This is a genomic window from Burkholderia aenigmatica (assembly GCF_902499175.1).
In the GTDB taxonomy this organism is placed as follows: domain Bacteria; phylum Pseudomonadota; class Gammaproteobacteria; order Burkholderiales; family Burkholderiaceae; genus Burkholderia; species Burkholderia aenigmatica.
Genome location: NZ_CABVQC010000050.1, coordinates 20,406 through 44,181, shown reverse-complemented (window position 1 = coordinate 44,181; position 23,776 = coordinate 20,406). Strand labels below are relative to the sequence as shown.

At 68.5% G+C, this 23,776-nt stretch carries 28 protein-coding genes; 16 read left to right on the top strand and 12 right to left on the bottom strand.

Annotation, left to right across the window (positions count from 1 at the left end):
- The first annotated feature begins 181 nt into the window (after positions 1–181).
- The 3 genes from BDO18943_RS29320 to ltaE all read left to right on the top strand — a co-directional run bounded on the left by BDO18943_RS29320 (position 182) and on the right by ltaE (position 2,252).
- Complete coding sequence (locus tag BDO18943_RS29320; protein WP_175025020.1) at positions 182–508, top strand: hypothetical protein; 327 nt, start codon at positions 182–184, stop codon at positions 506–508.
- Positions 509–521: 13 nt separating this feature from the next.
- Entirely contained in the window at positions 522–1,073 is a 552-nt protein-coding gene (locus BDO18943_RS29315) for a YMGG-like glycine zipper-containing protein (RefSeq protein ID WP_175025019.1), read from the top strand.
- 165 nt (positions 1,074–1,238) lie between these two features.
- Positions 1,239–2,252 carry a low-specificity L-threonine aldolase gene (gene ltaE, locus BDO18943_RS29310; protein ID WP_175025018.1) on the top strand — a complete coding sequence of 338 codons (1,014 nt, stop codon included), beginning with the start codon at positions 1,239–1,241 and terminating at the stop codon, positions 2,250–2,252.
- A 113-nt stretch (positions 2,253–2,365) separates the two neighbouring features.
- Here the strand turns inward: ltaE and BDO18943_RS29305 are convergent, their stop codons facing one another.
- On the bottom strand, positions 2,366–2,578 hold the full coding sequence (locus BDO18943_RS29305; protein WP_175025017.1) for a DUF1059 domain-containing protein: 213 nt from the start codon (positions 2,576–2,578) through the stop codon (positions 2,366–2,368).
- A gap of 224 nt (positions 2,579–2,802) precedes the next feature.
- Positions 2,803–3,708, bottom strand: coding sequence for an HTH-type transcriptional regulator ArgP (locus BDO18943_RS29300; RefSeq protein WP_043181098.1), 906 nt, complete (start codon positions 3,706–3,708; stop codon positions 2,803–2,805).
- Between the two features lie 293 nt (positions 3,709–4,001).
- Between BDO18943_RS29300 and BDO18943_RS29295 the strand changes: the two genes are divergently transcribed.
- The 3 genes from BDO18943_RS29295 to BDO18943_RS29285 all read left to right on the top strand — a co-directional run bounded on the left by BDO18943_RS29295 (position 4,002) and on the right by BDO18943_RS29285 (position 6,652).
- On the top strand, positions 4,002–4,655 hold the full coding sequence (locus BDO18943_RS29295; protein ID WP_175025016.1) for a peroxiredoxin: 654 nt from the start codon (positions 4,002–4,004) through the stop codon (positions 4,653–4,655).
- Between the two features lie 139 nt (positions 4,656–4,794).
- Positions 4,795–5,865 (top strand): rhodanese-like domain-containing protein, encoded by a 1,071-nt coding sequence (locus BDO18943_RS29290; protein ID WP_175025015.1) that lies wholly within the window; start codon positions 4,795–4,797, stop codon positions 5,863–5,865.
- A gap of 127 nt (positions 5,866–5,992) precedes the next feature.
- Positions 5,993–6,652, top strand: a complete 660-nt coding sequence (locus BDO18943_RS29285) for a glutathione S-transferase family protein (protein ID WP_175025014.1) — start codon at positions 5,993–5,995, stop codon at positions 6,650–6,652.
- A gap of 103 nt (positions 6,653–6,755) precedes the next feature.
- Here the strand turns inward: BDO18943_RS29285 and BDO18943_RS29280 are convergent, their stop codons facing one another.
- The 3 genes from BDO18943_RS29280 to BDO18943_RS29270 form a co-directional block, all read right to left on the bottom strand.
- Entirely contained in the window at positions 6,756–7,448 is a 693-nt protein-coding gene (locus tag BDO18943_RS29280; protein WP_175025013.1) for a phosphatase PAP2 family protein, read from the bottom strand.
- A 102-nt stretch (positions 7,449–7,550) separates the two neighbouring features.
- Entirely contained in the window at positions 7,551–7,799 is a 249-nt protein-coding gene (locus BDO18943_RS29275; protein ID WP_175025012.1) for a hypothetical protein, read from the bottom strand.
- Positions 7,800–7,877: 78 nt separating this feature from the next.
- Complete coding sequence (locus tag BDO18943_RS29270; RefSeq protein ID WP_175025011.1) at positions 7,878–9,110, bottom strand: MFS transporter; 1,233 nt, start codon at positions 9,108–9,110, stop codon at positions 7,878–7,880.
- A gap of 101 nt (positions 9,111–9,211) precedes the next feature.
- Here BDO18943_RS29270 and BDO18943_RS29265 point away from each other — a divergent pair, with 101 nt between their 5' ends.
- A complete protein-coding gene (locus BDO18943_RS29265) occupies positions 9,212–10,195 on the top strand; it encodes a LysR family transcriptional regulator (protein WP_175025010.1) in 984 nt (327 codons plus the stop codon).
- 46 nt (positions 10,196–10,241) lie between these two features.
- Here the strand turns inward: BDO18943_RS29265 and BDO18943_RS29260 are convergent, their stop codons facing one another.
- The 4 genes from BDO18943_RS29260 to BDO18943_RS29245 form a co-directional block, all read right to left on the bottom strand.
- The gene (locus BDO18943_RS29260; RefSeq protein ID WP_175025009.1) at positions 10,242–10,880 is read right to left on the bottom strand and encodes a 2-hydroxychromene-2-carboxylate isomerase; all 639 of its coding nucleotides are present in this window, start codon (positions 10,878–10,880) and stop codon (positions 10,242–10,244) included.
- A gap of 107 nt (positions 10,881–10,987) precedes the next feature.
- Complete coding sequence (locus BDO18943_RS29255; protein WP_175025008.1) at positions 10,988–11,464, bottom strand: SRPBCC family protein; 477 nt, start codon at positions 11,462–11,464, stop codon at positions 10,988–10,990.
- A gap of 119 nt (positions 11,465–11,583) precedes the next feature.
- Entirely contained in the window at positions 11,584–12,069 is a 486-nt protein-coding gene (locus BDO18943_RS29250) for an SRPBCC family protein (RefSeq protein ID WP_175025007.1), read from the bottom strand.
- Positions 12,041–12,406, bottom strand: a complete 366-nt coding sequence (locus tag BDO18943_RS29245; RefSeq protein ID WP_175025006.1) for an ArsR/SmtB family transcription factor — start codon at positions 12,404–12,406, stop codon at positions 12,041–12,043. Before BDO18943_RS29245 ends, BDO18943_RS29250 begins: the two co-directional genes overlap by 29 nt.
- A gap of 204 nt (positions 12,407–12,610) precedes the next feature.
- On the opposite strand from BDO18943_RS29245, the gene BDO18943_RS29240 reads away from it, so the two are divergent.
- Together BDO18943_RS29240 and BDO18943_RS29235 are read left to right on the top strand one after the other, a co-directional pair.
- Positions 12,611–13,141 carry a GNAT family N-acetyltransferase gene (locus BDO18943_RS29240; RefSeq protein WP_175025005.1) on the top strand — a complete coding sequence of 177 codons (531 nt, stop codon included), beginning with the start codon at positions 12,611–12,613 and terminating at the stop codon, positions 13,139–13,141.
- A gap of 11 nt (positions 13,142–13,152) precedes the next feature.
- Positions 13,153–13,938, top strand: coding sequence for a YhfC family intramembrane metalloprotease (locus BDO18943_RS29235; RefSeq protein ID WP_175025004.1), 786 nt, complete (start codon positions 13,153–13,155; stop codon positions 13,936–13,938).
- Between the two features lie 15 nt (positions 13,939–13,953).
- On the opposite strand, the gene BDO18943_RS29230 is transcribed toward BDO18943_RS29235, so the two are convergent.
- Entirely contained in the window at positions 13,954–14,871 is a 918-nt protein-coding gene (locus tag BDO18943_RS29230) for a DMT family transporter (RefSeq protein WP_175025003.1), read from the bottom strand.
- A gap of 284 nt (positions 14,872–15,155) precedes the next feature.
- Here BDO18943_RS29230 and BDO18943_RS29225 point away from each other — a divergent pair, with 284 nt between their 5' ends.
- Positions 15,156–15,734, top strand: a complete 579-nt coding sequence (locus tag BDO18943_RS29225) for a hypothetical protein (protein WP_175025002.1) — start codon at positions 15,156–15,158, stop codon at positions 15,732–15,734.
- Between the two features lie 93 nt (positions 15,735–15,827).
- Here the strand turns inward: BDO18943_RS29225 and BDO18943_RS29220 are convergent, their stop codons facing one another.
- Positions 15,828–16,412, bottom strand: a complete 585-nt coding sequence (locus tag BDO18943_RS29220; RefSeq protein WP_175025001.1) for a TetR/AcrR family transcriptional regulator — start codon at positions 16,410–16,412, stop codon at positions 15,828–15,830.
- Between the two features lie 345 nt (positions 16,413–16,757).
- On the opposite strand from BDO18943_RS29220, the gene BDO18943_RS29215 reads away from it, so the two are divergent.
- Positions 16,758–17,462, top strand: coding sequence for an SDR family oxidoreductase (locus tag BDO18943_RS29215; RefSeq protein ID WP_175025000.1), 705 nt, complete (start codon positions 16,758–16,760; stop codon positions 17,460–17,462).
- Between the two features lie 64 nt (positions 17,463–17,526).
- On the opposite strand, the gene fabV is transcribed toward BDO18943_RS29215, so the two are convergent.
- Entirely contained in the window at positions 17,527–18,729 is a 1,203-nt protein-coding gene (gene fabV, locus BDO18943_RS29210; RefSeq protein ID WP_175024999.1) for an enoyl-ACP reductase FabV, read from the bottom strand.
- Positions 18,730–18,889: 160 nt separating this feature from the next.
- On the opposite strand from fabV, the gene BDO18943_RS29205 reads away from it, so the two are divergent.
- From BDO18943_RS29205 to BDO18943_RS29185, 5 genes are all read left to right on the top strand, one after another.
- The gene (locus tag BDO18943_RS29205) at positions 18,890–19,423 is read left to right on the top strand and encodes a GbsR/MarR family transcriptional regulator (RefSeq protein ID WP_011353812.1); all 534 of its coding nucleotides are present in this window, start codon (positions 18,890–18,892) and stop codon (positions 19,421–19,423) included.
- An 88-nt stretch (positions 19,424–19,511) separates the two neighbouring features.
- Positions 19,512–20,819, top strand: a complete 1,308-nt coding sequence (locus tag BDO18943_RS29200) for an SDR family oxidoreductase (RefSeq protein ID WP_407649898.1) — start codon at positions 19,512–19,514, stop codon at positions 20,817–20,819.
- Entirely contained in the window at positions 20,816–21,286 is a 471-nt protein-coding gene (locus BDO18943_RS29195; protein WP_175024998.1) for a DUF2269 family protein, read from the top strand. Before BDO18943_RS29200 ends, BDO18943_RS29195 begins: the two co-directional genes overlap by 4 nt.
- Before the next feature lie 97 nt (positions 21,287–21,383).
- Positions 21,384–22,256, top strand: coding sequence for a thiol-disulfide oxidoreductase DCC family protein (locus BDO18943_RS29190; RefSeq protein WP_175024997.1), 873 nt, complete (start codon positions 21,384–21,386; stop codon positions 22,254–22,256).
- A complete protein-coding gene (locus tag BDO18943_RS29185) occupies positions 22,253–23,752 on the top strand; it encodes a TIGR01777 family oxidoreductase (protein ID WP_175024996.1) in 1,500 nt (499 codons plus the stop codon). Before BDO18943_RS29190 ends, BDO18943_RS29185 begins: the two co-directional genes overlap by 4 nt.
- The last annotated feature ends 24 nt before the right edge of the window (positions 23,753–23,776 follow it).

Here is a 23,776-nt window from a genome sequence, read left to right as displayed (position 1 = left end):
TGCGTTGCGTTATCGCGTAACGCGTCCGGCCGTGCCGGCGGGCCGCGGCGGATGGGGTCTGTCACATGGGTAACGTCGCGCAACATTGGCGCGGGCGCCCGTAATGGATGACGGATCGCGCGCGGCGTAGCGTTCGGTATGTCGGGTTCGCATCGACGAACCGCCAGCCGGAGAACGTGACGTGAATGGATTGAAGCTCGCGCTGGGCGCGGCGGCCGCCGTGGCGATCGCCACGGGCGGCGTGGCGCATGCTGCCCGGGTCGGGGTCTATGTCGGCCCCGGCTACCCGTATTACTACCCCGTCGTCCCCGCGCCTTACTACTACCCGCCACCCGTCGTCGCGGTGCCCGTCGATCCGGGGCCGCCGCCTCAGTACGTCGAGAAGGGGCAGCCGCAGGACGAAGGCGACGCGAACCTCTGGTACTACTGCGACGCGTCGAAGCACTACTACCCGTATGTGAAGACCTGCAAGTCGGGCTGGCGATCGGTGCCGGCTCGGCCGCAGTGACGGAGGCGCGACGATGAAATCCGTATCTCGACTTCTGCGCATGCCGGCCGCGCTGGCGCTGGCCGGCCTGCTCGGCGCGTGCGCGTACATGCCGACCGGGCCGAGTGTGATGGCGCTGCCCGGCACCGGCAAGTCGTTCGACCAGTTCCGCACCGACGATGCGAACTGCCGTCAATACGCGTTCGAGCAATCGGGCGGCGTGAGCGCGGGTCAGGCGTCGACCGCGAGCGCGGTCGGCAGCGCGGCCGTCGGCACCGCGCTGGGTGCAGCGGCCGGCGCGGCGTTCAACGGCGGCACGGGGGCGGCCGTCGGCGCGGGCGCCGGGCTGCTCGCGGGCAGCGTGGTCGGTGCCGGCGCGGCGCAAGGCTCGGCCTACGACATCCAGCGCCGCTACGACTACGGCTACCTGCAATGCATGTATGCGACCGGCAACCGCGTGCCGGTACCGGGCGGGATGAGCGGCGGCGGGGGAGGTGGGTATGGCGGTGGCGGATATGGCGGCGCACCGCGCGCGGCGCCACCCATGCCGCCGGCGGGCGTTCAGCCGCCGCCGCCGCGCTACTGACGGCCGCCTCGTCGCCGCCGTGCGGCGTGACGTGCAAGTGCGCCGCACCCTGTGTGCGCATCGACCGTCGGTACACACACGCTGTGTGAATTGCGTACACTCTGAGTCTCGTTTCGGCAGGGCCGGGCGCATCGGATCCGGTCCGCGTTTACCCAGGACTCAGCGATGATCGATTTACGCAGCGATACCGTGACACGTCCGAGCCAGGCAATGCTGGCCGCGATGACTGCCGCCGAAACCGGCGACGACGTATGGGGTGACGACCCGACCGTCCTGCGCCTGCGGGCGGTGACGGCCGAGCGGGCCGGCAAGGAAGCCGGCCTGTTCTTCCCGAGCGGCACGCAGAGCAACCTGGCCGCGCTGATGGCCCATTGCGAACGCGGCGACGAATACATCGTCGGCCAGCTCGCGCACACCTACAAGTACGAAGGCGGCGGCGCGGCCGTGCTGGGCAGCATCCAGCCGCAGCCGATCGAGAACGCGCCGGACGGCACGCTGCCGCTCGCGAAGATCGCCGCGGCGATCAAGCCGCTCGACAATCACTTTGCCCGCACACGCCTGCTCGCGCTCGAAAACACGATCGGCGGCCAGGTCTTGCCGGAAGGCTATGTGCAGGAAGCCACCACGTTCGCGCGCAGCCGCGGGTTGTCGCTGCACCTCGACGGCGCACGCGTGTGCAACGCGGCCGTCGCGTCGGGCCGTTCGATCGCCGAGCTGTCGGCGCCGTTCGACAGCGTGTCGATCTGCTTCTCGAAAGGGCTCGGCGCGCCGGTCGGCTCGGTGCTGGTCGGCAACCGGGCGCTGATCGAGCGCGCGCAGCGCTGGCGCAAGGTGCTCGGCGGCGGGATGCGGCAGTCGGGCATTCTCGCCGCAGCCTGCCTGTATGCGCTCGACCACAACGTCGAGCGGCTCGCTGACGATCACGCGAATGCCGTGCATCTTGCCGAAGGCCTCGCACGCATCGACACCGTGAAGGTGTTGTCGCATGCGACGAACATGGTGTTCGCACAATTCCCCGAAGCCGATTGCGCGCCGCTCGAGGCGTGGCTCAAGGAACGCGGGATCCTCACGCAGATGCTGTACGCGTCGCGCTTCGTCACGCACTGCGACGTGTCGCGCGCGGATATCGATACGTTTATCGACGCGGTCGGTGCGTATTTCGCGCAGCGCCGCGCGTAGGGGGAATGCGCCGGCCGGCGGGGACGCCGGCCCGATATGGCGCGAAGCAGGGGGCGGAGAGGCGACGGGGGCGCCGTGGCAACCCGTCTGTCGATATCGGGCGTGCCGGCGGATCAGGCTTGCCGGGGTGCGTTGGCGGGCGGTGTGCCGTCGCGGAACAGCGCCTGCAACTGCGTGCGCAGTTCGGCGCTGTCGGTGTGCTGGTGCACCAGGACCGCATGTTGTACGGCGGCCTCCAGCAGTTCGTTGTCGGAGTCGGCAGAAATCGCGACCGAGCAATTCATCGCGCTGGGAAACTCGCGGCAATCGATATAGCGGCGAGACATGATGTTCTCCTTGCGGAAAAGGGAACGGCCGGATGTGCGTGATCGGCCGCGCGGCGCGTTCGCGAGACCGATGGAAAAAGTATAGGCGGCGCGGCGGGGATTCTCGTCGCCAGATGTCGCGCCGCACACCGCACACCGCACACCGCACACCGCACACCGCACACCGCACACCGCACACCGCACACCGCACACCGCACACCGCGGCGGTGCCGCTCAAACGCGCGTCAAGGCAGCGGCGCGAGCAGCCGGCGTGCCGCTTCGACCACCCGCTCGGACAGTGACGCCATCGTCGGCGACTGCACGGTCCACGCGTGCCAGTACAGCGTGATGTCGGTCGGATGCGCGGGCGCGAGATCGACGAGCCCCTGTGTGTCGAGCGGCGCACTGCCGATCAGCGGCTCCGGCACCATCGCATAGCCGAGCCCGTGCCGCACCGCCGCGAAGTGCGAATGGGTACCCGGCACGTAGTGGCACGGGTACGCGCCCTCGAGCAACCCGAACTTCTCCTTCAGGAACGACGACTGCAGCGTATCGCGCCGCGAATACGCGACGACGGGCGCCTTGCGCGCGCTCGTGCGGTTCAGCCCGCGCGGAAACCAGCGCACCGCGAACGCGGCGGCCGCGAGCAGCCGGTAGCGCATCGTGCCGAGCGGCGTCGCGAGGCAGCCGCGCATCGGCTTCGGCTCGGTCGTCACGCAGCCGACCGCCATCCCGCTTTCGAGCAGCGCGAACGTATGGTCCTGATCCTCGACGATCAGCTCGAACAGGATGCGCTCGCCCGCGAGCACCGACGTCAGCGCCGGCAGAAACCACGTACCGAGGCTGTCGGAATTGAGCGCGATCGTGACCGAGATCGGCGATTCGCGCTCGGTCGCGAGCGTGCTTTGCAGGTCGGCCTGCAGCAGTGCGACGCGGCGCAGGTGCTGCAGCACGCGTTGCCCGGCCACCGTCGGGCGGCACGGCCGCGTGCGCAACACGAGCGGCGTGCCGAGGCTCGCCTCCAGTGCGCGGACCCGCTGCGTGACGGCGGACGCGGTCACGTGCAGGCGCACGGCCGCCTGCTCGAAGCTGCCGGTGTCGGCGACGGCCAGCAGCGCGGCGGCCTGCTTCGGATCGATCGTCATCGACATGTCGGTGGAATTCCTGTGAACGTAAGACGAGAACAGCCGGTAGTGTAAGTCAGCGCGTACCAGCGGCCGGGTGTGGCGCAACGCCCTGCGGCACGGCATTCGTCGTCGGAATCGACCACGGCATGACGGTATGCCGCACGCCGCATGCCGGTGGCGCGCGCATTTTGAACTAGGCTATATGAACGCGCGGAACCCGGCATGTGCCATGCCGGCACTTCGCGCGCGGACGATCGCGCGTCGCGCGCAAGCCGCGGCGCGGGCGTCGTGACGATTCCCACTTGATGGAGATGAACATGTCGATTCGACTAGGCGAGGACGCGCCCGATTTCGCCGCGGAGACCACCGAAGGAACGATCCGCTTTCATGAATGGATCGGCGACCACTGGGCGATCCTGTTTTCCCACCCGAAGGATTTCACGCCGGTGTGCACGACCGAACTCGGCTACATGGCCGGGCTCAAGCCGGAATTCGACAAGCGCAACACGAAGATCATCGGGCTGTCGATCGATCCGGTCAGCGATCACCAGAAGTGGGTCGCGGATATCGCTGAAACGCAGGGTCATGCGGTCAACTATCCGCTGATCGGCGACGACGAACTGAAGGTCGCGAAGCTGTACGACATGATTCATCCGAACGCGAGCGGCGGCCCGCGCACGGCGGTCGACAACGCGACCGTGCGCTCGGTGTTCATCATCGGGCCGGACAAGAAGGTCAAGGCGATGCTCGTCTATCCGATGAGCGCGGGACGCAATTTCGACGAGGTGCTGCGCCTGCTCGACGCGCTGCAGCTCAACGCGAAGCATACGGTGGCGACGCCGGTGAACTGGAAGCCCGGCGACGATGTCATCATTCCGACGTCGGTGTCGGACGATGCGGCGAAGCAGAAGTATCCGGAAGGCTTCCGGACGCTGAAGCCGTACCTGCGCTACGTGGCGCAGCCGAGTTGACGCGCCGGGCCGGCCGGATACCGGCCGTGCAGGACCACGACGGGGCGGCCCGCGCGACAGCGACAGCGGCGGCGCGGGCCGGACAAGACGCATCAACACGCATCAAACAGGCATCCACCAGCGACGGAGCGACTTCGCGATGATCTTCCGGCAACTGTTCGACCCGCAATCGTCGACGTACACGTACCTGCTCGCCGACCGCGCGTCGCGCGAAGCGCTGCTGATCGATCCCGTGTTCGAGCAGGTGCGCCGCGACGCGGCGCTGCTCGACGAGCTCGGGCTGCAGCTCGTTGCGACCGTCGATACGCACGTGCACGCCGACCACGTGACGGGCGCGTGGCTGCTGAAGCAGCGCACGGGCAGCACGATCGCGATCTCGGCCACGAGCGGCGCGCAAGGCGCCGATCGCTATCTGAACGACGGCGACCGCTGCGCGTTCGGCGCGCGCTACCTGACCGTGCGCGCAACACCTGGCCACACGAACGGCTGCATCAGCCTCGTACTCGACGACGAATCGATGGCGTTCACCGGCGATTGCCTGCTGATTCGCGGCACCGGTCGCACCGATTTCCAGCAAGGCGACCCGCGTGCGCTGTATCGCGCGGTGCACGGCCGGCTCTTCACGCTGCCGGCCGCGTGCCTGCTGTATCCGGCGCACGACTATCGCGGGCTCACGGTGACGAGCGTCGGCGAGGAGCGGCGTTTCAATCCGCGCCTCGGCGGCGATTTGAGCGAAGACGATTTCGCGGGCTACATGCGCAACCTCGGGCTCGCGCACCCGCGCCAGATCGACGTCGCGGTGCCGGCGAACCTGCAGTGCGGCGTTGCCGCGAATGCGCCCGATGTGCAGGCGGCGCCCGACTGGGCGCCGCTCGTCTATACGTTCGCCGGGTTCTGGGAAATCGATCCGCAATGGCTCGAGGATCATCTGCCGGCGGTGCAGGTCGTCGACGTGCGCGAGCCGGACGAATTCACGGGCCCGCTCGGCCACCTGCCCGGCGCGACGCCGATTCCGCTCGGCGAACTGGCTGCGCGCGCCGGCGAGATCGCGCGCGACCGGCCGGTCGTGACCGTGTGCCGGGCCGGCGGGCGATCCGCGCAGGCGACCGTCATTCTGCTGAAGGCCGGCTTCGACACGGTGGCGAATCTCGGCGGCGGGATGCTGCGCTGGCGTGCCGAAGGGCGTGTCGTGATGGACGGCCGGTCGTAACGGCCCGAGTGAGTCGCGCCAAAAAAAATCCGGATCGCTGTCGAAACGGCCGGGTGCCGTTCGTCGTCAAGGTATCCGATCACGTGGTGCCGCATCACGCGGTGCCGAAACCCTGAGAGACCGTACGATGATGCCGACGCTTTACGCCCATCCCTTTTCGTCCTACTGCCAGAAGGTGCTGACCGCGCTGTACGAGAACGGCACGCCGTTCGCGTATCGCGTGCTCGCGCACGACGATCCGAAGCCGATGCAGGAACTGACCGCGCTGTGGCCGCTGAAGCGCTTTCCGGTGCTCGTCGATGCCGGCCGCACGGTGGTCGAGGCGTCGATCATCATCGAGTATCTCGGCCTGAACCATCCGGGCCCCGTGCGGCTGCTGCCCGACGATCCGCACGCGGCGCTCGAGGTGCGGATGATGGATCGCTTCTTCGACAACTACGTGTCGACGCCGCAGCAGAAAGTCGTGTTCGACGCGCTGCGGCCGGAAGCCGAGCGCGACGCGCGCGGTGTCGCCGATGCGCGTGCGATGCTCGACACGTCTTATGCGTGGCTGGACCAGAAGATGGCCGATCGCGAATGGGCGGCCGGCGACCGCTTCAGCCTCGCCGACTGCGGCGCGGCGCCGTTCCTGTTCTACGCGGACTGGACACACCGGATCGATCCATCGTTCGCGAACGTGATCGCGTACCGCAAGCGTCTGCTGGCGCGGCCGTCGTTCGCGCGCGCGGTCGACGAGGCGCGGCCGTATCGCTCGTTCTTTCCGCTGGGTGCGCCCGATCGCGACTGATCGGCACGGCCGTCGCGCGGCGCGCGGTTGCCGCGCATGGCCGGCAGCGCGTGCCGGGGCGGCGGCGGAACGAAAGCAGCGGCAGCATCGCGGCGTCTCCCCGTCACATCGTGTGGGTGGCCGACTGCGCGAGCGTCAGCAGTTCGTCGAACTGCGTGATCAGCTCAAAGCACAGCAGGAACGCGAGCGTATAGGCGGGTGCGGGGAAGCGCCGGATCATCGCCAGCACCTGCGGCGCGAAGCGCGAGCGGATCGTGTCGCGCGTCAGCAGCCACGCGAGCGCGATGCCGATCGCGGCGCCCGCGATCAGGTCGGTCGGGTAATGAAAGCCGAGATAGGCGCGCGGCACGCAGATGAACACCACCGCATACAGCAGCGCGAACACGCCGACGCGGCGCGCGATGATGAAGATGCCGGTGGCGATCGCCATCCACAGCATCGCGTGATCGCTCGGAAACGAACTCCATGCCTGCAGCGTGGCCGCTCGCAATCCTGCCGACGGGAAATGCAGGTGCAGGTCGGGGTTGTAGATCGGCCGCACGCGGAACGGCAGCACGTGTGCGAGCAACCGGCCGAACGCGAGCGCGATGAGGCCGCTCGCGATCGTCGCGACGACCAGCTCGCGCTGCCGCTCGCGGTTCGGGCCCGGCTGGAACCACAGCCAGCACAGCACGGGAATGAGCACGAAGCCCTTGAACGTGTACAGGCCCGCGATCACGCGGATCGCGTGATTCATCAATGGGCCGAACGTGATGTGGGTGAGGAAGATCTGGATTGTGGTGTCGAAATCGTTCATGTTCTGTGCGACCCGGGCGGACGCTCAGCGCATGACATGCGGCCGGCAGGATCGAAAAGCGCGCTCGTACCGGAGCGCAACGGGGGGCAAGTATGTCACCCGTTATTTCGAAGAAAATGCGAAAAAATACCGGGAATCCCCTGATAAAACGGGGCCGAGCGGTGGGGCCGGATGGGTGAGCGCCGTGTGGCGGGGCGCATCCGATTCGTCCGACGTTTTGCATCGACGCGCAAGGCTGCCGGAAAAATAATTGGTTGAACTGGACATTCGTTCGAGCCGGTGCGGACCTTGCACGGGATGGATGCTTTTCGTGCCGGATGCGCACGAATCTGCCAGGTTGCGCAGCGTCATGCGTGCGCCGGTCGAAAATAAAAGAAAAGGCGGGCTAGCCCTGTGGGCCTGCCCGCCAGGTGCGTGCGATGCGGAAATTCAGTTGCGCCAGATCCGCACGGCGAGCGCGGCCAGCGACGTGACGACAGCCAGCGCGGTCACCGCATTCCAGCCCAGTTGCGCGAGCAACAAACTGCCGATCGCGGCGCCGGCCGCCATCCCGATGAACATGCCGACGAACAGCACCGCGTTGAGGCGGCTGCGCGACGCGGGGTCGATCCGGTAGACGATTGCCTGGTGTGCGATCAGCGTGGCCTGCACGCCGAGATCGAAGCCGATCGTCGCGACCGCGAGCAGCACGAGCTGCGCATGCGGCGACATCAGCGGCGCGGCGGCCATCGACGCGAACGACACCGTCGCGATGCCGATGCCGAAGCGCGTGACGTGCTCGGGGCCGTGATGGTCGGCCAGGCGCCCGGCGATCGGCGCGGCCAGTGCGCCGGCGGCGCCCGCGAGGCCGAACGCGCCCGCTGCTGCGCTGCCGAGGTGGAACGGTGCACCGTGCAGCATCACCGCAAGCGTGGACCAGAACGCGCTGAACCCGATGGCGAGCAGCCCCTGCGCGAGCGCGGCGCGGCGCAGCGCCGGATGCTGGCGCCACAGCGCGCCGAGCGACCCGATCAGTGCGCGATACGGCAGGCGCGAGGTCGGCTCGAAGTGCGGCAGCCCGCGCGCGGCCACGACGCCAATCGCGGCGACGCTGGCGGCCGCGAGTGCGAACATTGCGCGCCAGCCGGCCGTCTCGGCAACGAACCCGGCCACGACCCGCGACAGCAGGATGCCGAGCAGCAGCCCCGTCATCACCGTGCCGACGATGCGGCCGCGATGCGCGTCGTGCGCGAGCGTCGCAGCGGCCGGCACGACGTCCTGCGCCATCGTCGCGGCGAGGCCGATCGCGAAGCTCGCCGCGAGCAGCAGCCCGAGCGACGGTGCGATGGCGGCGAGCAGCAGCGCGACGACCAGCGTCGCGGCCTTGGTCACGATCACGCGGCGGCGGTCGAAGCGGTCGCCGAGCGGCGCGAGCAGCAGGATGCCGAGCGCATAACCCAACTGCGTGAGCGTCGGGACGAAGCCGATCGCGCGCGCCGACGCGCCGAGATCGGGCCCGAGCGCGCCGAGCATCGGCTGCGCGTAGTAGAGCGGCGCGACGCCGAGGCCCGCGGCGGCGGCGAGCAGCAGCACGAGCCGGCGATCGGGCATCGAATGGGCGGCCGGGTGGGCCGGGGCGTGTTCCGCGCGGGGCGCGGCATCGAGACGGGACGGGGTGGACATGGCGTGCATCCTGGGTGCGATGAAGGGATGGACGCGAGTGTGGCGGCACGCGGCCGGCCACGGTAGTGCCGCCCTGCGCAGATTTGTTATACGCTTCACGCATGACCGAAAAATCCCCCTTCTCCCGTGCTGCTGGCGGGTCTTCGCGCGTTCGGGCGGTGCCGGTGGACGGCGCCGGCTATCGTTTCGAGCTGATGGAAACCTTCGTGCGCATAGTTGAGGCCGGCAGTCTGTCGGCCGCTGCCGCGCAACTGAATACGACGCAGCCGACGATCAGCCGGCGGCTGCAGGCGCTCGAGCGCTCGCTCGGCATGCGGCTGCTGCAGCGCACGACGCACACGATGCGGCTGACCGTCGACGGCGAGCGCTGCTTCAAGCGCGCGAAGGAGTTGCTGGCGAACTGGGCGGCGTTCGAGGCCGATCTGCGCGGTGCACAGGAGGAGCCTGACGGGCTGTTGCGGGTCGCGGTGCCGCACGCGTTCGGCCAGGAGCGTTTCGTCGCGCCGATCGCGCGGTTCCTGCGCGACTATCCGCGCGTGTCGGTCGAATGGTTGCTGCAGGACGAAGTGCGGGATTTCGTCGGCAGCGGCATCGATTGCGCGATCCAGGTGGGCGAGCCGACCGATCCGGCCGTCGTCGCGATCCGGCTCTCGAAGGTGCCGCGCTTCGTGGTTGCCGCACCGTCCGTGCTGAATGGTGCGGACGTGCCGGCCGGCCCTGACGCGCTGGCCGCGTTGCCGTGGCTGTCGCTGCGCACGTACTACCGCACCGAGCTGGCGCTCACGCATTCGGTCACGGGCGAGACGCGGCGCATTGCGATCCGCCCGCGCTTCACGACCGCGAACCTGTACGCGCTGCGCAGCGCGGCGCTGCTGGGCGTGGGCGCGTGCGTCGGCTCGTCATGGATGCTGGCCGACCACCTCGCGCGTGGTGAACTCGTCCATCTCGCGCCCGCGTGGCAGGCCGCGCCGCTGCCCGTCTACCTGACCTACCCGCATGCGCAGTTCTATCCGTCGCGGCTCGTGCGGTTTGCTGCGATGATGCGGGAGGCCGTGCCGGGGCTCGTCGAAGGGCGCGACGCCTGACGCGGGATGCGGAATGCGCCGCGAGCGCCGCGCGGCTGCGACGCCGTCAGCCGCGCCGGATCCCTTCGGGCAGCGCGCTGATGCGGCGCACCTCGGGCGAATCGAGCCACGCGCGCGACGTCGCGCAGTCGGCGAACATGTCGGTCGCGTCCTCGCCCCAGAACAGGTCGCCGTCGAGTTCGAAGGTCGGCACGCCGAATACGCCGTGCGTGATCGCATCATCGGTGTTCGCGCGCAGCGCGTCCTTCACCGGCTGGGCGTCGACGGCCGTCACGCCTTCCGGAAAGCCGACGGCTTCGCACAGCGCGGCGAAGCCTTCTGGTGTCGATACGTCCTGGCCGTCGCGCCAGATATGCCGGAAGATCCGCCGGATCGCGTCGGGCGAGTTGCCCATCGCGATCGCGAGGCGCAGCGGCTTGATCGGATTGAACGGATGCGCGGGCGGCATCCGGAACGGAATGCCGAGCTTGTCCGCGCGATATTGCGCGTGGCGATAGGTGAAGACGCGTTTCGCCGCGATCTCGGCCGGTGCTTTCTGGCCCCAGTGCGCAAGCAGTGCGCCGAGCACGATGGGCCGCGGCTCGAACGCGGCGGCCGGTGGGAGCCGGTCGAACCGTTCCTGCTGCAGATAGGCGAACGGCGAAACGAAATCGAAATACCAGGTGGCGGTGCGTGCGGCGTTCATCGCGAGCGTCTCCTCGTGCGGGTCCGGATGGATAGGGTGCGGGCCAGTGTCGCACGCGGCGGCGCTTTGCGCTGCCGCATCGCACCCGCCGCCGGCACGAACGGCCGCTACGCGGCCTCCACCAGCGCCGCGAGTCTCGCCAGTGCCATTTGCCAGCCGGTCTCGTTGTCGGCGGCCGGCACGCCGGGCGGCACCCCGTCGTGCACGGCGTCGACGCGCGTGCCGCCCGCTTCGTCGGACAGCGTGATCGTGATCGTCATCGCGCCGCGCAGCATCGGATCGTCGGTCTCGAACACGTCGATCTCGACGATCTGCTCGTCCGGCACGAGCGTGACGAAGCGGCCGTGATAGGTATCGGTGTGCGCGGCGGTCTTGCCGGTGCCGGCCGACGGCGCGTCGTAGCTCAGCGACACGCGCAGCGCGCCGCCTTCACGCGCGTCGTACGCATGCACGCGGCACGTCATGCCGTCGGGCACCTTCCATTGCTCGACCGCGTGCGGATCGAGCAACGCGCGGTAGACGCGCCCGCGCGGGGCGTTCAGGTGCCGGCTGACCCGGGTCGAATGCGTGTGCGTGTGCAACATGTTGCCTCCCGCGGAGCGCGCGCGACGGTGCACGCCGGAGGCCGGCGTGTCGTCATGCTTCCTTCAGGAATCCTAGGCGCGCGGGAGGCGGCATGCAATGACCGCACACGCGGCCGCGCTCAGCGCAGCGTGGCCGCGAAGGCGTCGAGCTGGGTGATGCAGGTGTTCCAGCCCTCGAAGAAGCCGAGTGCTTCATGACGCTCGCGTGTCGCGGCGTCCGGATGCATCACGCGTGCTTCGTAGCGGCTGCCCGCATCGTCGTCGGCCATCGTGATGATCGCCGTGAAGCCCATCCACGGCGCCTGCGGGCGCCAGCCGCCCGCGAGCATCGACGTGAACGCGATACGCGATTCGGGCACGATCTCGAGGAAGCAGCCGGGATTGTCGCTCGTGCCGCCGTCGGGGCCGCGCATGAACGTGTGGAAGGCGCCGCCCGGCCGCAGGTCGAACGCGCGCACTTCGGTGGTCCACGGTTTCGGGCACCACCATTCCTTCAGCAGTTCGGGGTCGGTCCACGCGCGCCACAGCGCGTGGCGCGGCGCGCGCAGCGTGCGCGTGATGACGAGATCGAGGGTTTCAACGGGTTCGACGGGGCTTGCGGACATCTTGCTCCTCCTGGTAACGGCGTTCGACGAATTCAACGAGACGATCGGATCGGGCTTCCCACAGCGCGCGCTGCTCGACGAGCCATGCCTCGGCCTCGCTCAGCCGGCTACCGACCAGCGTGCAGGTGCGCGAGCGGCCGGCTTTCCGGGTCTGCACGAGGCCGCTGCGCTCGAGCACCGCGACGTGCTTCATGAACGACGGCAGCGCCATGTCGAACGGCGCGGCCAGCGCGGAGACGGTCCGTTCGCCGTGGCCGAGCGCACTGACGATCGCGCAGCGCGTCGGATCGGCGAGGGCGTGGAAGACGTCGCTGATGCCGGGTTGAAAGTTAGCCATGTGGCTAAGTATAGGGGAGCTGAACGGCGATGCAACGGAAATTTTCGTCGCGTAGGATGTTGGGGCGGTAACACGCGCCGACCGGGCGCGGCGTCGCCGCGCGCCTGCCGCCGTTGCGCGAGCCGCGACGGCCGGCCGGGGTTCCTTCCGATCCGGGCGCACGCCGAACCTGCGCGTGCGGCCTATCTGACTACCGGAGATGGCATGACCGAATCCGTTACCGTCCGCCGCGTCGACGCGGGCGAAGCGATGACCTGCGTCGATGCGCTGGCCGACGTGCTGATCGATTGCGTCGAGGGCGGTGCATCCGTCAGCTTCATGTTGCCGATCGCCAGGCCGACCGCCGTCGCGTTCTGGACCCGCGTCGCCGACGGCGTCGCGAACGGCGAGCGCATCCTGCTCATTGCCGAGGATGCGGCCGGCCGGATCCTCGGCACCGTGCAGGTCGTGACCGCGCAGCCCGAGAACCAGCCGCATCGCGCGGATATCTCGAAGATGCTCGTGTCGCGGCATGCGCGCCGGCAGGGCATCGCCGCGCGGCTGATGGCGGCGGCCGACGCGGCCGCGCGCGACGCCGGCAAGACCGTGCTCGTGCTCGACACGGTGACGGGCGGCGATGCCGAGCGGCTGTACGAGCGGGCCGGCTGGCAGCGCGTCGGTGTCGTGCCGAACTTTGCGTTGATGCCCGACGGCACGCTCTGCGCGACCACGTATTTCCACAAGCAGCTCGCGTAACCGGGCGCGCCGTGCATCCCGTTGCGCCGGCGCTCCTGTTCCTCACGCTCGCGGCCGGTTTCGCCGCGCTGCTCGCGCCTGCGTGGCTCGCGGCCGCGTGGCGGCGCCGCACGCAGGTGCCGTGGCGCGTGTTTTTCTACGGCATGCTGACCTTCTTCGTGTTCCAGCCGGTATTGCGCATGTCGTGGCAGATTCCGCTGTACCGCTGGCTCGCGCACGATCCGCGCTGGCACCTGCCGATGCTCGTGTTCGCGGCGCTGACGGCCGGGCTCTTCGAGGAGGGCGGGCGCTGGGTCGCGTTCCAGTATCTGCTGCCGAAGCGGCATGACGCGCCCGCGGCCGTGATGCTCGGGCTCGGGCACGGCGGGCTGGAGGCGATGTTGCTGGTCGGCGTCGGGTTTCTCGCGCTCGGCACGGGTTATCTGCTCGCGCACGCGGGCGTCGTGGTGCCCGAGGGCGTGCAGTCGCTGATCGGGTCGCAGTTCGCGGGCATGACGCTCGCATCGCCGTTGCTCGCGCTGCTCGAACGCGCGAGCGCGCTGGCCGCGCATGTCGGGCTGTCGCTGATCGTGCTGCAGACGTTCGTGCGCGGGACGAAACGCTGGCTCGCGTATGCGATTGCGCTCCATTTCATGTTCGACCTCGTTGCCGTGCTGCTGACGCGGTACTGGCATGTCGAGACGGTGCTGGTCGAGGCGATCCTGTTCGTGTCCGGCGTCGCGCTCCTGTTACTGGGCAGGCGCTGGAGCCGCCGGACGACGGATGCCGGCGACACGAGCACGAGGCACGTCGCCTGATGGGCAGGGCTCGGTTCAGCCGTTTGCAGCGGAGTTCGGCCGCCGGATGGCCGGCGCATCGCCCATTCGCCACCGGCTGACGAGACTCAACCCCATCCCGGCCGTGACGATCGCGATGCCCGCGAGCGCCGGCGCGTGCGGCCGTTCGCCGAGCAGCAGCATGGCTTCGAGCGTGGCGAGCAGCGGCATCAGCGCGGCGAAGGTCGCGCCGATCGCCGGGCCGAGTGCGACGACGGCCCGGCTGAAGCAGTAGAGCGCCAGCACCGACATCAGCACGCCCTGGTAGATCGCCTGCGTGGCGATCGCCGCGACCGGCGCCTGCAGCACGGCGCCGCCGCGCACGGCGAGATAGAGCGGGCAGTAGAGCACCGCGGAGCCGACCGACACGACGGCCGTCGCGTGCAGCGCACTGGCGCCGGCGCGTTTCGTCGTGACGTTATAGACGGCCCACAGCAGGCCGCCGAGCATGAACAGCGTGAGAGCCGGCAACCCGATCGCACCGCGCAGCGCATCGGACGCGGCCAGCGTGATGCCGGCCAGGATCGTGACGATGCCGGCGACCTGCGCGGTGCTCAGCCGCTCGTGCGCGATCTGCCTGCCGAGGATGGCCGTGAACGCGATCATGCTGCCCGGCGTCAGCGCGAAGTAGCCGACCGGCGCACGGCTCAACGCCGCCGCGACGGTCAGGATGTAGGGCGCGCCGGCGCCGGCGACCATCAGCGCGACCGACGCCGGGCGCAGCGTGCCGAGGCCGCGGCGCAGCAGGACGGGCAGCAGCAGTGTGCCGGAGACGACGAAGCGAATGAACGCGATGTCGTACGCATCGAGGGCCGAGTGCGTGACGCCGAGGCGCGTGACGACCGGGAAACCGCCCCAGATGAGCGCCGCGAGCAATCCGTAGCCGATGCCGGCGAGCCGTTCGTTTCCGTTCATGTCCTGTCCTGGTCGTGCGGCCGTTGCGAGCCGGTAGAGGGCAAGGATGCGGTGCGCCCGGTAATGCGTCCAATATATTATTCAGGCGCAATTAGGTCGTAAAAGGTCTTTATGTGGACAGAGGGATAGATCGCGATGGCGAGCGCCGGAACGTCTCGCCAGTCGTGGCGAGCCCAGGCCGTCCGTCGGGTTTCGGCCGTGAATGAAACAGGGCCGGTGACGTCGCCAGTCCGATATATTCACGCAGGAAAACATCAACGGATTGCCCCGGAACCGCCGCCTCGATGAAACGCTCCTATGCCGCTTTCGCCCTCACGGGCCTGCTCGTCGCGCTGCCGATTGCCGCGTATGCGCTCGTCAAGCCGCTGCGCGTCGTCGCGCCCGCGCTGGTTCCCGGCGTGTCGTGCCCGAGCGCCGATCTCTGCACGGACGATGCCGCGAAGCTCGACGACGCGCGGCAGCTCTATCGCGACGGCTATGCGCGCGCGGCGGCGGCCGTCGGCCCGTTCCAGGCGGCGCCGCGCGTCGTGTTCTGTTCGACGCGCGCGTGCGCCGATGCATTCGGCGTCGGCCAGCGCGCGGCGCTGACGCTCGGGAATTTCGGCGTGGTCGTCGCGCCGCGCGGCTGGCAGACCTACTTTCTCGCGCACGAGCTGATCCATCACCGGCAGGCGGAAGTGCTCGGCAACCTGGCCGTCGTGACCAAGCCGCGCTGGCTGATCGAAGGGATGGCGTATTCGCTCAGCGACGATCCGCGCCACCCGCTGGCGGAGCCGTTCGAATCGTGGCGCACGCGTTTTGCCGCCTGGAATGCGGGGCGCGGTGCGCAGCCGTTGTGGGATGCCGCACGGGGCGTCGAATAGCGCGGCAGGACGCGGCAATACCGCCGCGCACGTCGGCACGCCAACACGCCGCTCAGGCCGCGCGGGCCGACGCGCCGTGACGTTCTGGCGCGACTAAGCCGATGCGCCCGGATCGTCCCGTCCGGCGACGAGCGTGTCCCGCCCTGCTGCGAGGATTTCGTCTGCCAGCGCGGGATCGGTGCCCGCAATCGCGCGCGACAGCACGAGCGCGCCGACCATCTGGCTGAAGACCGCGATCGCGTCGCGGCGCGTCTGCGCCGGCGTCGCGCCTTCCGTGGCCACCATCCGTTCCAGCCGGTCGAGATAGGTGGCGAGGCCGTGCGCATAGCACGCCCGCGCCGCATCGGTCAGTCGCGGCGCATCGCCCGCGAAACCCGACAACGGGCATCCGGCTTCGACGTTGTCGCGATGCGCGGCCGACAGGTACAGCGCCACCTGCGCATCGAGACTGCTGGCGTTCGGCGAATCCGCGCGGTCCTGCATCGCCTTTTCCATTACCTCGGCGACCAGCGCGTCTTTCGACTTGAAGTGGTTGTAGAAGCCGCCCTGCGTGAAGCCGGCTTCCTTCATCAGCTCCGTGAGCCCCACTGCGTCGACGCCGCGCACGCGGAACAGCCGCTCGGCGGCCGCGACGATCGCGCTCCGGTTCTCGGCAGCCTGCTGTCTTGACACACCCATCGATCCACCCCTTTTTTTGCCGATTGCGTCGATTGGAAAACACAATGGTGATCACCATTGACATGCCCGAATTGCGCGAACACAATGCATCGCAAAGACAAGGGTGATCGACATTGACATTGAGTGTAGCCGACTTGGCGGAGGGTGCAAAGCCAAGGCCGGAACATCGGATGGCAATCGGTCGGCGTCTTTGGCGCGGCAGGGGCAGGAAGGGCAGCGGAACGTTCACCGTCCACCGCCCGGCGGCGCAACGGTTCGACAAGCAATGGCAGCCTGGTTTTCCACCGGATCTCACGCGCGCGGCGAGCCGGCGCGCATGCGATTCATCACGCGAAAGGAACGAACATGAAGATCGAAGGGGCAGTCGTTTTCGTCACGGGTGCAAACCGCGGGCTCGGGCTCGAGTTTGCGAAGCAGGCGCTCGCGAGAGGGGCGCGCAAGGTGTACGCGGCGGCGCGCGATCCGGCCACCGTGACGTTGCCGGGCGTCGTGCCGGTGAAGCTCGACGTGACCGATCCGGCGGCCGTCGCCGCGGCAGCCGATGCCGCACGCGACGTCACGCTGCTGATCAACAACGCGGGCATCGCGCGGCTCGGCAGCCTGACGGACGAAGGCGCGGAGGACGCGTTGCGCGATCACTTCGAAACCAACGTATTCGGGATGCTGGCGATGTCGCGCGCGTTCGCGGGCATCCTCGCCGGGAATGGCGGCGGCGCGATCCTGAACATCCTGTCCGTCGCAAGCTGGGTGAACCGGCCGATCCTGGCGGGCTACGGCGTGTCGAAATCGGCCGCATGGGCGCTGACCAACGGCCTGCGCCATTCGCTGCGCGAGCAGCGCACGCAGGTCGTCGGGCTGCATGCCGGCTTCATCGATACCGACCTGACGGCCGGCCTCGACGTGCCGAAGGCGACGCCGGCCGACGTCGTGCGCCAGGCGTACGAAGCGATCGAAGCGGGGGAGGAAGAAGTGTCGACCGACGAGTTCACGCGGCAGGTGAAGGCCACGCTGTCGTCGGGCGTCTATCTGGAAGAACCGGCGCCGCGTTGACGCCGCCGGAATCTCGCACCCGCCGCCTCCGCTGCACGCGCAGCGTGGGCGGCGGGCCGTACCGTCAGGCGGTGGTGTCGATGATGCCCGGGATCTTCACGTCCGGGCTCACGTCCGCGTCGTAGTCGACGCCGGCGATCTCGAAGCCGAACAGCCGCAGGAACTCGGTCTTGTAGCCGGTGAAGTCGGTCAGTTCGTACAGGTTGTCGTTCGTCACGTGGTTCCACTGCGCGCTGACCTTCGCCTGCACCTGCGGATCGAGCTCCTTGTAGTCCGCGCGCAGGCGGCCTTCTTCGTCGACGTGCGGCTTCGCGCCATACAGGCTGTCCTTGAACAGGCCGTACACCTGCTCGATGCAGCCTTCGTGCGTGCCGGCTTCCTTCATCGTCTTGAACAGCAGCGACAGGTACAGCGGCATCATCGGGATCGCCGAGCTTGCCTGCGTGACGACGGCCTTCAGCACCGACACGCGCGCGTCGCCGCCGTGCGCGGACAGCTTGTCGCGAATCGACAGCACCTTCTTGTCGAGATCCTTCTTCGCTTCGCCGATCGAGCCGTTCCAGTAGATGTCGTGCGTGATCTGCTCGCCGAGATACGTGAACGCGGTGGTCTTCGCGCCGTCGGCCAGCACGCCGGCTTCATCGAGCGCGTCGATCCACATCTGCCAGTCCTCGCCGCCCATCACGGCGACGGTGCCGTCGATCTCTTCCTGCGTGGCCGGTTCCAGCGTGACCTCGCGGATCACTTCCTTGTCGGTGTCGAGGCCGCGGAACGTGACCGTCTTGCCGATCGGCTTGAGCGTCGAGCTGATGGTTTCGCCCGTCTTCGGGTGCGTGCGGCGCGGTGCCGCGAGGCTGTAGACGACGAGATCGACCTTGCCGAGATCCTGCTTGATGGTGTCGATCGTGATCTGCTTGACCTTGTCGGAGAATGCGTCGCCGTTGATGCTGCGCGCATAGCGCCCCTTTTCGGCGGCGAATTTCTCGAATGCGGCGCTGTTGTACCAGCCGGCCGTGCCCGGCTTCGTTTCGCTGCCGGCGCGCTCGAAGAACACGCCGAGCGTGTCCGCGTCCGAGCCGAAGGCGGCCGAGATCCGGGCGGCGAGGCCGTAGCCGGTCGACGCGCCGATCACGAGCACCTTTTTCGGGCCGTTGGCGATCGGGCCGTGCGAAGTCACGTAGTCGATCTGTTCCTTGACGTTGGCTTCGCAGCCGACCGGATGAGTCGTCACGCAGATGAAGCCACGCACGCGCGGTTTGATGATCATGGGAACCTCTTGTCTGAAAGGCAGAAACGGCCTGAATTCGGGAAAATCCCGCGCATTGTAAAGGATGCGGCAGATCGCGGGCGGACGCCGCCGGAACCTGGCGGATCGTCCGGTTATTTCTCTCTTGACAGAAATAACTGAAATGCCTAAATTGCACGACATGGAACTCACACCGATTGCCGAACGATTCATTCTCCACTGGGGCGAAATGGGCTCGCGGTGGGGCGTCAACCGCACCGTCTCGCAGATCCACGCGCTGCTCTATCTGGCCGGCCGGCCGATCGCGGCCGACGAGATCGCCGAGACGCTCAACGTGGCGCGCTCCAACGTCAGCACGAGCCTGAAGGAGCTGCAGGCGTGGCGGCTGGCGAAGGTCGTGCATGTGCTGGGCGACCGCCGCGACCACTTCGAGACGTCGACCGACATCTGGGAACTGTTCAAGCTGATCGTCGAAGGGCGGCGCCAGCGCGAGATCGAGCCGACGCTCACGGTGCTGCGCGACTGCCTGACGAATCCCGAGATCGCAAACGAGAGCCGCGAGACCGAGCAGCGCATCCGCGACACCCTGCAGTTCGTCGAGACGCTCACGACCTGGTCGGACGAGATGCTGCGGCTCAAGCCCGATACGCTGATGAAGGCGCTCGGCATCGGTGCGAAGATCAGCCAGACGGTCAGGCGCAAGCCGTCGAAGTAAGCGGGGCACGCAATGCGGGCAGACAGCCCGCTTTTTTCGGGGTTGTTATTTCTGTCTGTACAGAAATGACTGTAAATAGAGGATGAAAATGAACACTGTCTTGCCGTCGACCAGCCTGCGTGGCTGCACCGGTACGCGCAGCATGACCGTCCTCGTGTGCGGCGCGAACGGCTTCATCGGGCGGGCACTGTGCGCGCAGCTCGAAGCTGGCGGCCATCGCGTGCTGCGCGGCGTGCATCGTGCGGCCGGTCCGTCCGACGTCGCGATCGACTTCGCGAAGGACATCGATCCCGACGCGTGGCTCGCGCGGCTGGCGGGCGTCGACGTGGTGATCAATGCGGTCGGCATCCTCGCCGATCGACGCGGCGCGACGCTCGACGCCGTGCATCGCGCCGCGCCGTGCGCACTCTTCATCGCGTGCTGCCGCGCCGGCGTGCGGCGCGTGATCCAGATCTCGGCGCTTGGCGTCGAGCGTGGCGATACGCGCTACTTCTCCAGCAAGGTCGCAGCCGACCGCTTCCTGCAGACGCTGCCGATCGACTTCCGGATCGTGCGTCCCGCGCTGGTCTACGGCACGGACGGTGCGTCGGCGCGGTTTTTCCGGATGCTCGCGAGCCTGCCCGTGCACGTGCTGCCGGCGGGCGGCCATCAGCGGTTGCGCCCCGTGCACGTCGACGATCTCGCCGAAGTCGTCGCACGATGCGTCGATGCGCCGGCGGCGGGCAACCCGGTGATCGACGTGGTCGGCAACGACGAAGTCGAATACCGCGAGATGCTGGCCCGCTACCGTGCCGCGCTGGGGTTTCCGCCGGCTGCCCGCGTGACGTTGCCGGGCCCGCTGGCCGGCGCGACGGCCACGTTGTTCGGCAGGCTGCCGGGCGCGATGTTCACGCGCGACACGTGGACGATGCTGCGCGGCGGGAACACCGGCGATCCGGCAGCTGCCACGGCCATGCTGGGTCGGCCGCCACGCGGGATCGATGGCTTCGTCGGCGCGGAAGCCGGCGCGCTGCGTCGCGACGCGCTCGCGATGTGGCGTCGCCCGCTGCTGCGCGGCGCGCTTGCGATTGTGTGGATCTGGACCGCCATCGCCAGCGCGTTCATCCATCCGCTGCACGCGAGCCTCGCGCTGCTCGCGCCTGCGCACCTGACCGGGCTGCCTGCGCTGATCGCACTCTATGCGGCCAGCGCGCTGGACTTCGGGTTCGGCATCGCGACCGTCGTGGCGCCGTCGCGCCGCCTGTGGGTCGCGCAAGCCGTGCTGATCGTCGCGTATTCGGCGGTCATCGCGGTCACGATGCCGGGCCTGCTCGCCGAACCGTTCGGCCCCGTGCTCAAGAACGTGCCGATCCTCGCCATCCTGTTGATCCTTTTTTCAGAAGAAGACCAAGCATGAATACCTATCTCGTCATCAAGGCGCTTCACATCCTGTCTTCGGTGCTGCTGGTCGGCACGGGGTTCGGCACCGCGTTCTACCTGTTCTTTGCGAACCGCACGCGCTCGGTACCCGCGATCGCGGCCGTGTCGCGCCTCGTGGTGCGCGCGGACTGGTGGTTCACGACGCCGGCCGTGATCTTCCAGCCGGCCTCGGGGCTCTGGCTCGCGCACACGGCCGGCTGGCCGTGGGATACGCCGTGGCTCCTCGCGTCGATCGTGCTGTATGCGATCGCCGGCGCGTGCTGGCTGCCGGTCGTGTGGCTGCAGGTCGAACTGGCCTCGATGGCGAAGCTCGCGCACGTGAACGGCGCTGCCGCGTTGCCGGAACGGTACTGGCGCTATGCGAAGCGCTGGGAACTGCTCGGCTATCCGGCGTTCTTCGCGATGCTGACCGTCTACTTCCTGATGGTGATCAAGCCGATGTAAGCGCGCCGTCCACCGCGCGGGGGTGGTGGTATGGCATGGCGGAAAGCAGTCGATCGATTCATGAGGCATGCGGCAGAAAAAAGAAGGAATGCGAATCATGGACTCAAATGAACTGGTGCTGTACTTCGATGGACGATGTCCGTTATGCGTGGCGGAGATCAATCGTCTCGGCGCCCGCGATACGCGGCAGCGGCTGGCTTTCGTCGATATCGCCGCGCCGGGGTTCGATCCCGCGCCGCTGGGCGTCGATCTGCCCGCACTGAACCGCGAGCTGCACGCGCGTCTGCCCGACGGACGCATGCTGACCGGCGTGGACAGCATCCTGGCCGCCCATGCGCTGACCGGGCGCCGCTGGCTCGTCGGGCTGCTTCGCGTGCCGGTCGTCCGCAGTGCGCTGGCGCCGCTGTATCGCCGCTTCGCGCGCAACCGGCATGCGGTATCGCGCTGGCTCGGCTACCACGCCGAAGCGCAGTGCGACGGGGCGACATGCGGTAGCGGTCGCGACCGTGCCGCCGAACCCACGGCGGATCGTCCCGCCGGTGACGCTGCGCGCCGCATCGTGGTGACCTGGATGTACTGCGCGGCGATCGCGCACCTGCTCGTCGGCATTGCCGTTCCGTGGCTTGCCGGCGCGCCATGGCTCGATGCGTATCACCGCGTCATCGAGCTGCACTTCTGGGCGGGAACGGCGCCCGATGCCGCTCGTGCACAGCAGATCTGGTGGATGTCGCTGATCGGCGCGACGGTGCAATGCGCGTCGGTCTGGATGCTGGCGCTCGTCCACCTCGGCAACCGGCTGCGCCGCCGGGAAGTGTGGGGATGGCTGCTGGCCGGCCTGCTGATCTGGGCGCCGCAGGACATGCTGTTTTCATTGCAGGCCCATGTATCGGGCCACGTGGCGATCGACGCGGCAGCACTCGTCGCGATGGTGCCGCCGCTTGTCTGGCTTTGGAGGAGGGACGCCGTATGAACACCTTGGCTGCTTACGACTGGGCGCTCAACCTGCTGATCGTGCAGGGCGCGATGGGCGCATTCGATACGCTCTATCACCACGAACTCACGCAGGATCTGCCGCACAGCCCGCGCGCGCGGCTCGAGCTGGCGATTCACGCGGTACGTTCCGTGCTTTACGGTCTCGTGTTCGCCTCGATCGCGAACGTTGCCTTTCACGGCGCGTGGGTCGCGGCCCTCGCGGCGGTGGTCGTCGTCGAGGTGGTGCTGACGTTGTGGGATTTCGTCGTCGAGGACCAGAGCCGCAAGTTGCCGTCAACCGAGCGCGTGTTGCACACGCTGCTGGCCGTCAACGGCGGCGCGCTGTTCGGAATGGTCGCAATGCAGCTGGCCGCGTGGGCGCAGGAGCCGACCGCGCTGCAGGCGCTCGACCTCGGCTGGCGCGGCTGGGTGCTGAGCCTTTTTGCTGTCGGCGTGACGGTATCGGGGATCCGCGACGGGATCGCGGCCTGCCGGATCGCACGACGCGCGCCGGTCGCCAACCCATTCGCGGGGCAACTGCCGGGGAACGTGCTCGTGACCGGCGGAACCGGCTTCATCGGCGAAACCCTCGTGAACGGGCTGCTCGATGCGGGGCATACGGTCACGTTGCTGGCGCGCGATCCGCTGCGCGCGGCCTATCAGTTTCACGGCCGCGTGCGCAGCGTGACCTCCGTCGAACAGCTGCAGCCGCACGAGCGTTTCGACACGGTCATCAATCTCGCGGGGGCGCCGGTGCTGGGCGCGCGCTGGAGCAAGCGCCGGCAGGCGGTGCTGCTCGCCAGCCGGGTCGGCGTCACGGAATCGCTGATGCGCTGGGTCGAGACCGCCGAAGTCAAGCCGCGCACGTGGATCCAGGCGTCGGCGATCGGTTACTACGGCGTGCGTGCTGCCGACGAGCGGCTCGACGAGCGCAGCAGCGCCGGCACCGGCTTCATGTCCGAGCTGTGCCGGCAGTGGGAGCAGTCCGCGCAGCCGCTCGAGCGCTACGGTATTCGCTCGGTGGTTCTGCGGCTGGGCGTCGTGTTCGGCCCCGGCGGCGCGTTGCGCTCGATGCTGTTGCCGCACTATTTCGGGATGGGCGGACGATTCGGCGACGGCACGCAGGTGATGAGCTGGATCCACCGGGACGACGTGCTGCGGATCATCGCGCGTGCGATGTCGAACCCGGGCATGCGCGGCGTCTACAACGCGGTCGCCCCCGCGCCGTTGACCCAGCGCGAGTTCGTGCAGGTCGTGTCGAAGGTGCTGCACCGCCCGGCCTGGCTGCACGTGCCGGCCGCGCCGCTGCGCATCGCGATGGGCGAGATGGCCGAGCTGCTGCTGGACGGGCAGCGCGTGATGCCGGCGCGGCTGCATCAGGACGGATTCATGTTCCGGTTCCCGACGGCCGAGCATGCGCTGCGTGACCTGACGAATCGGCCGCATGCGGATTTTCCGCGGACGGCCTGTCGTTTGCCCCGCGGTCGCGTATAAACTCGGCGTGAACGCGTTCGGGAC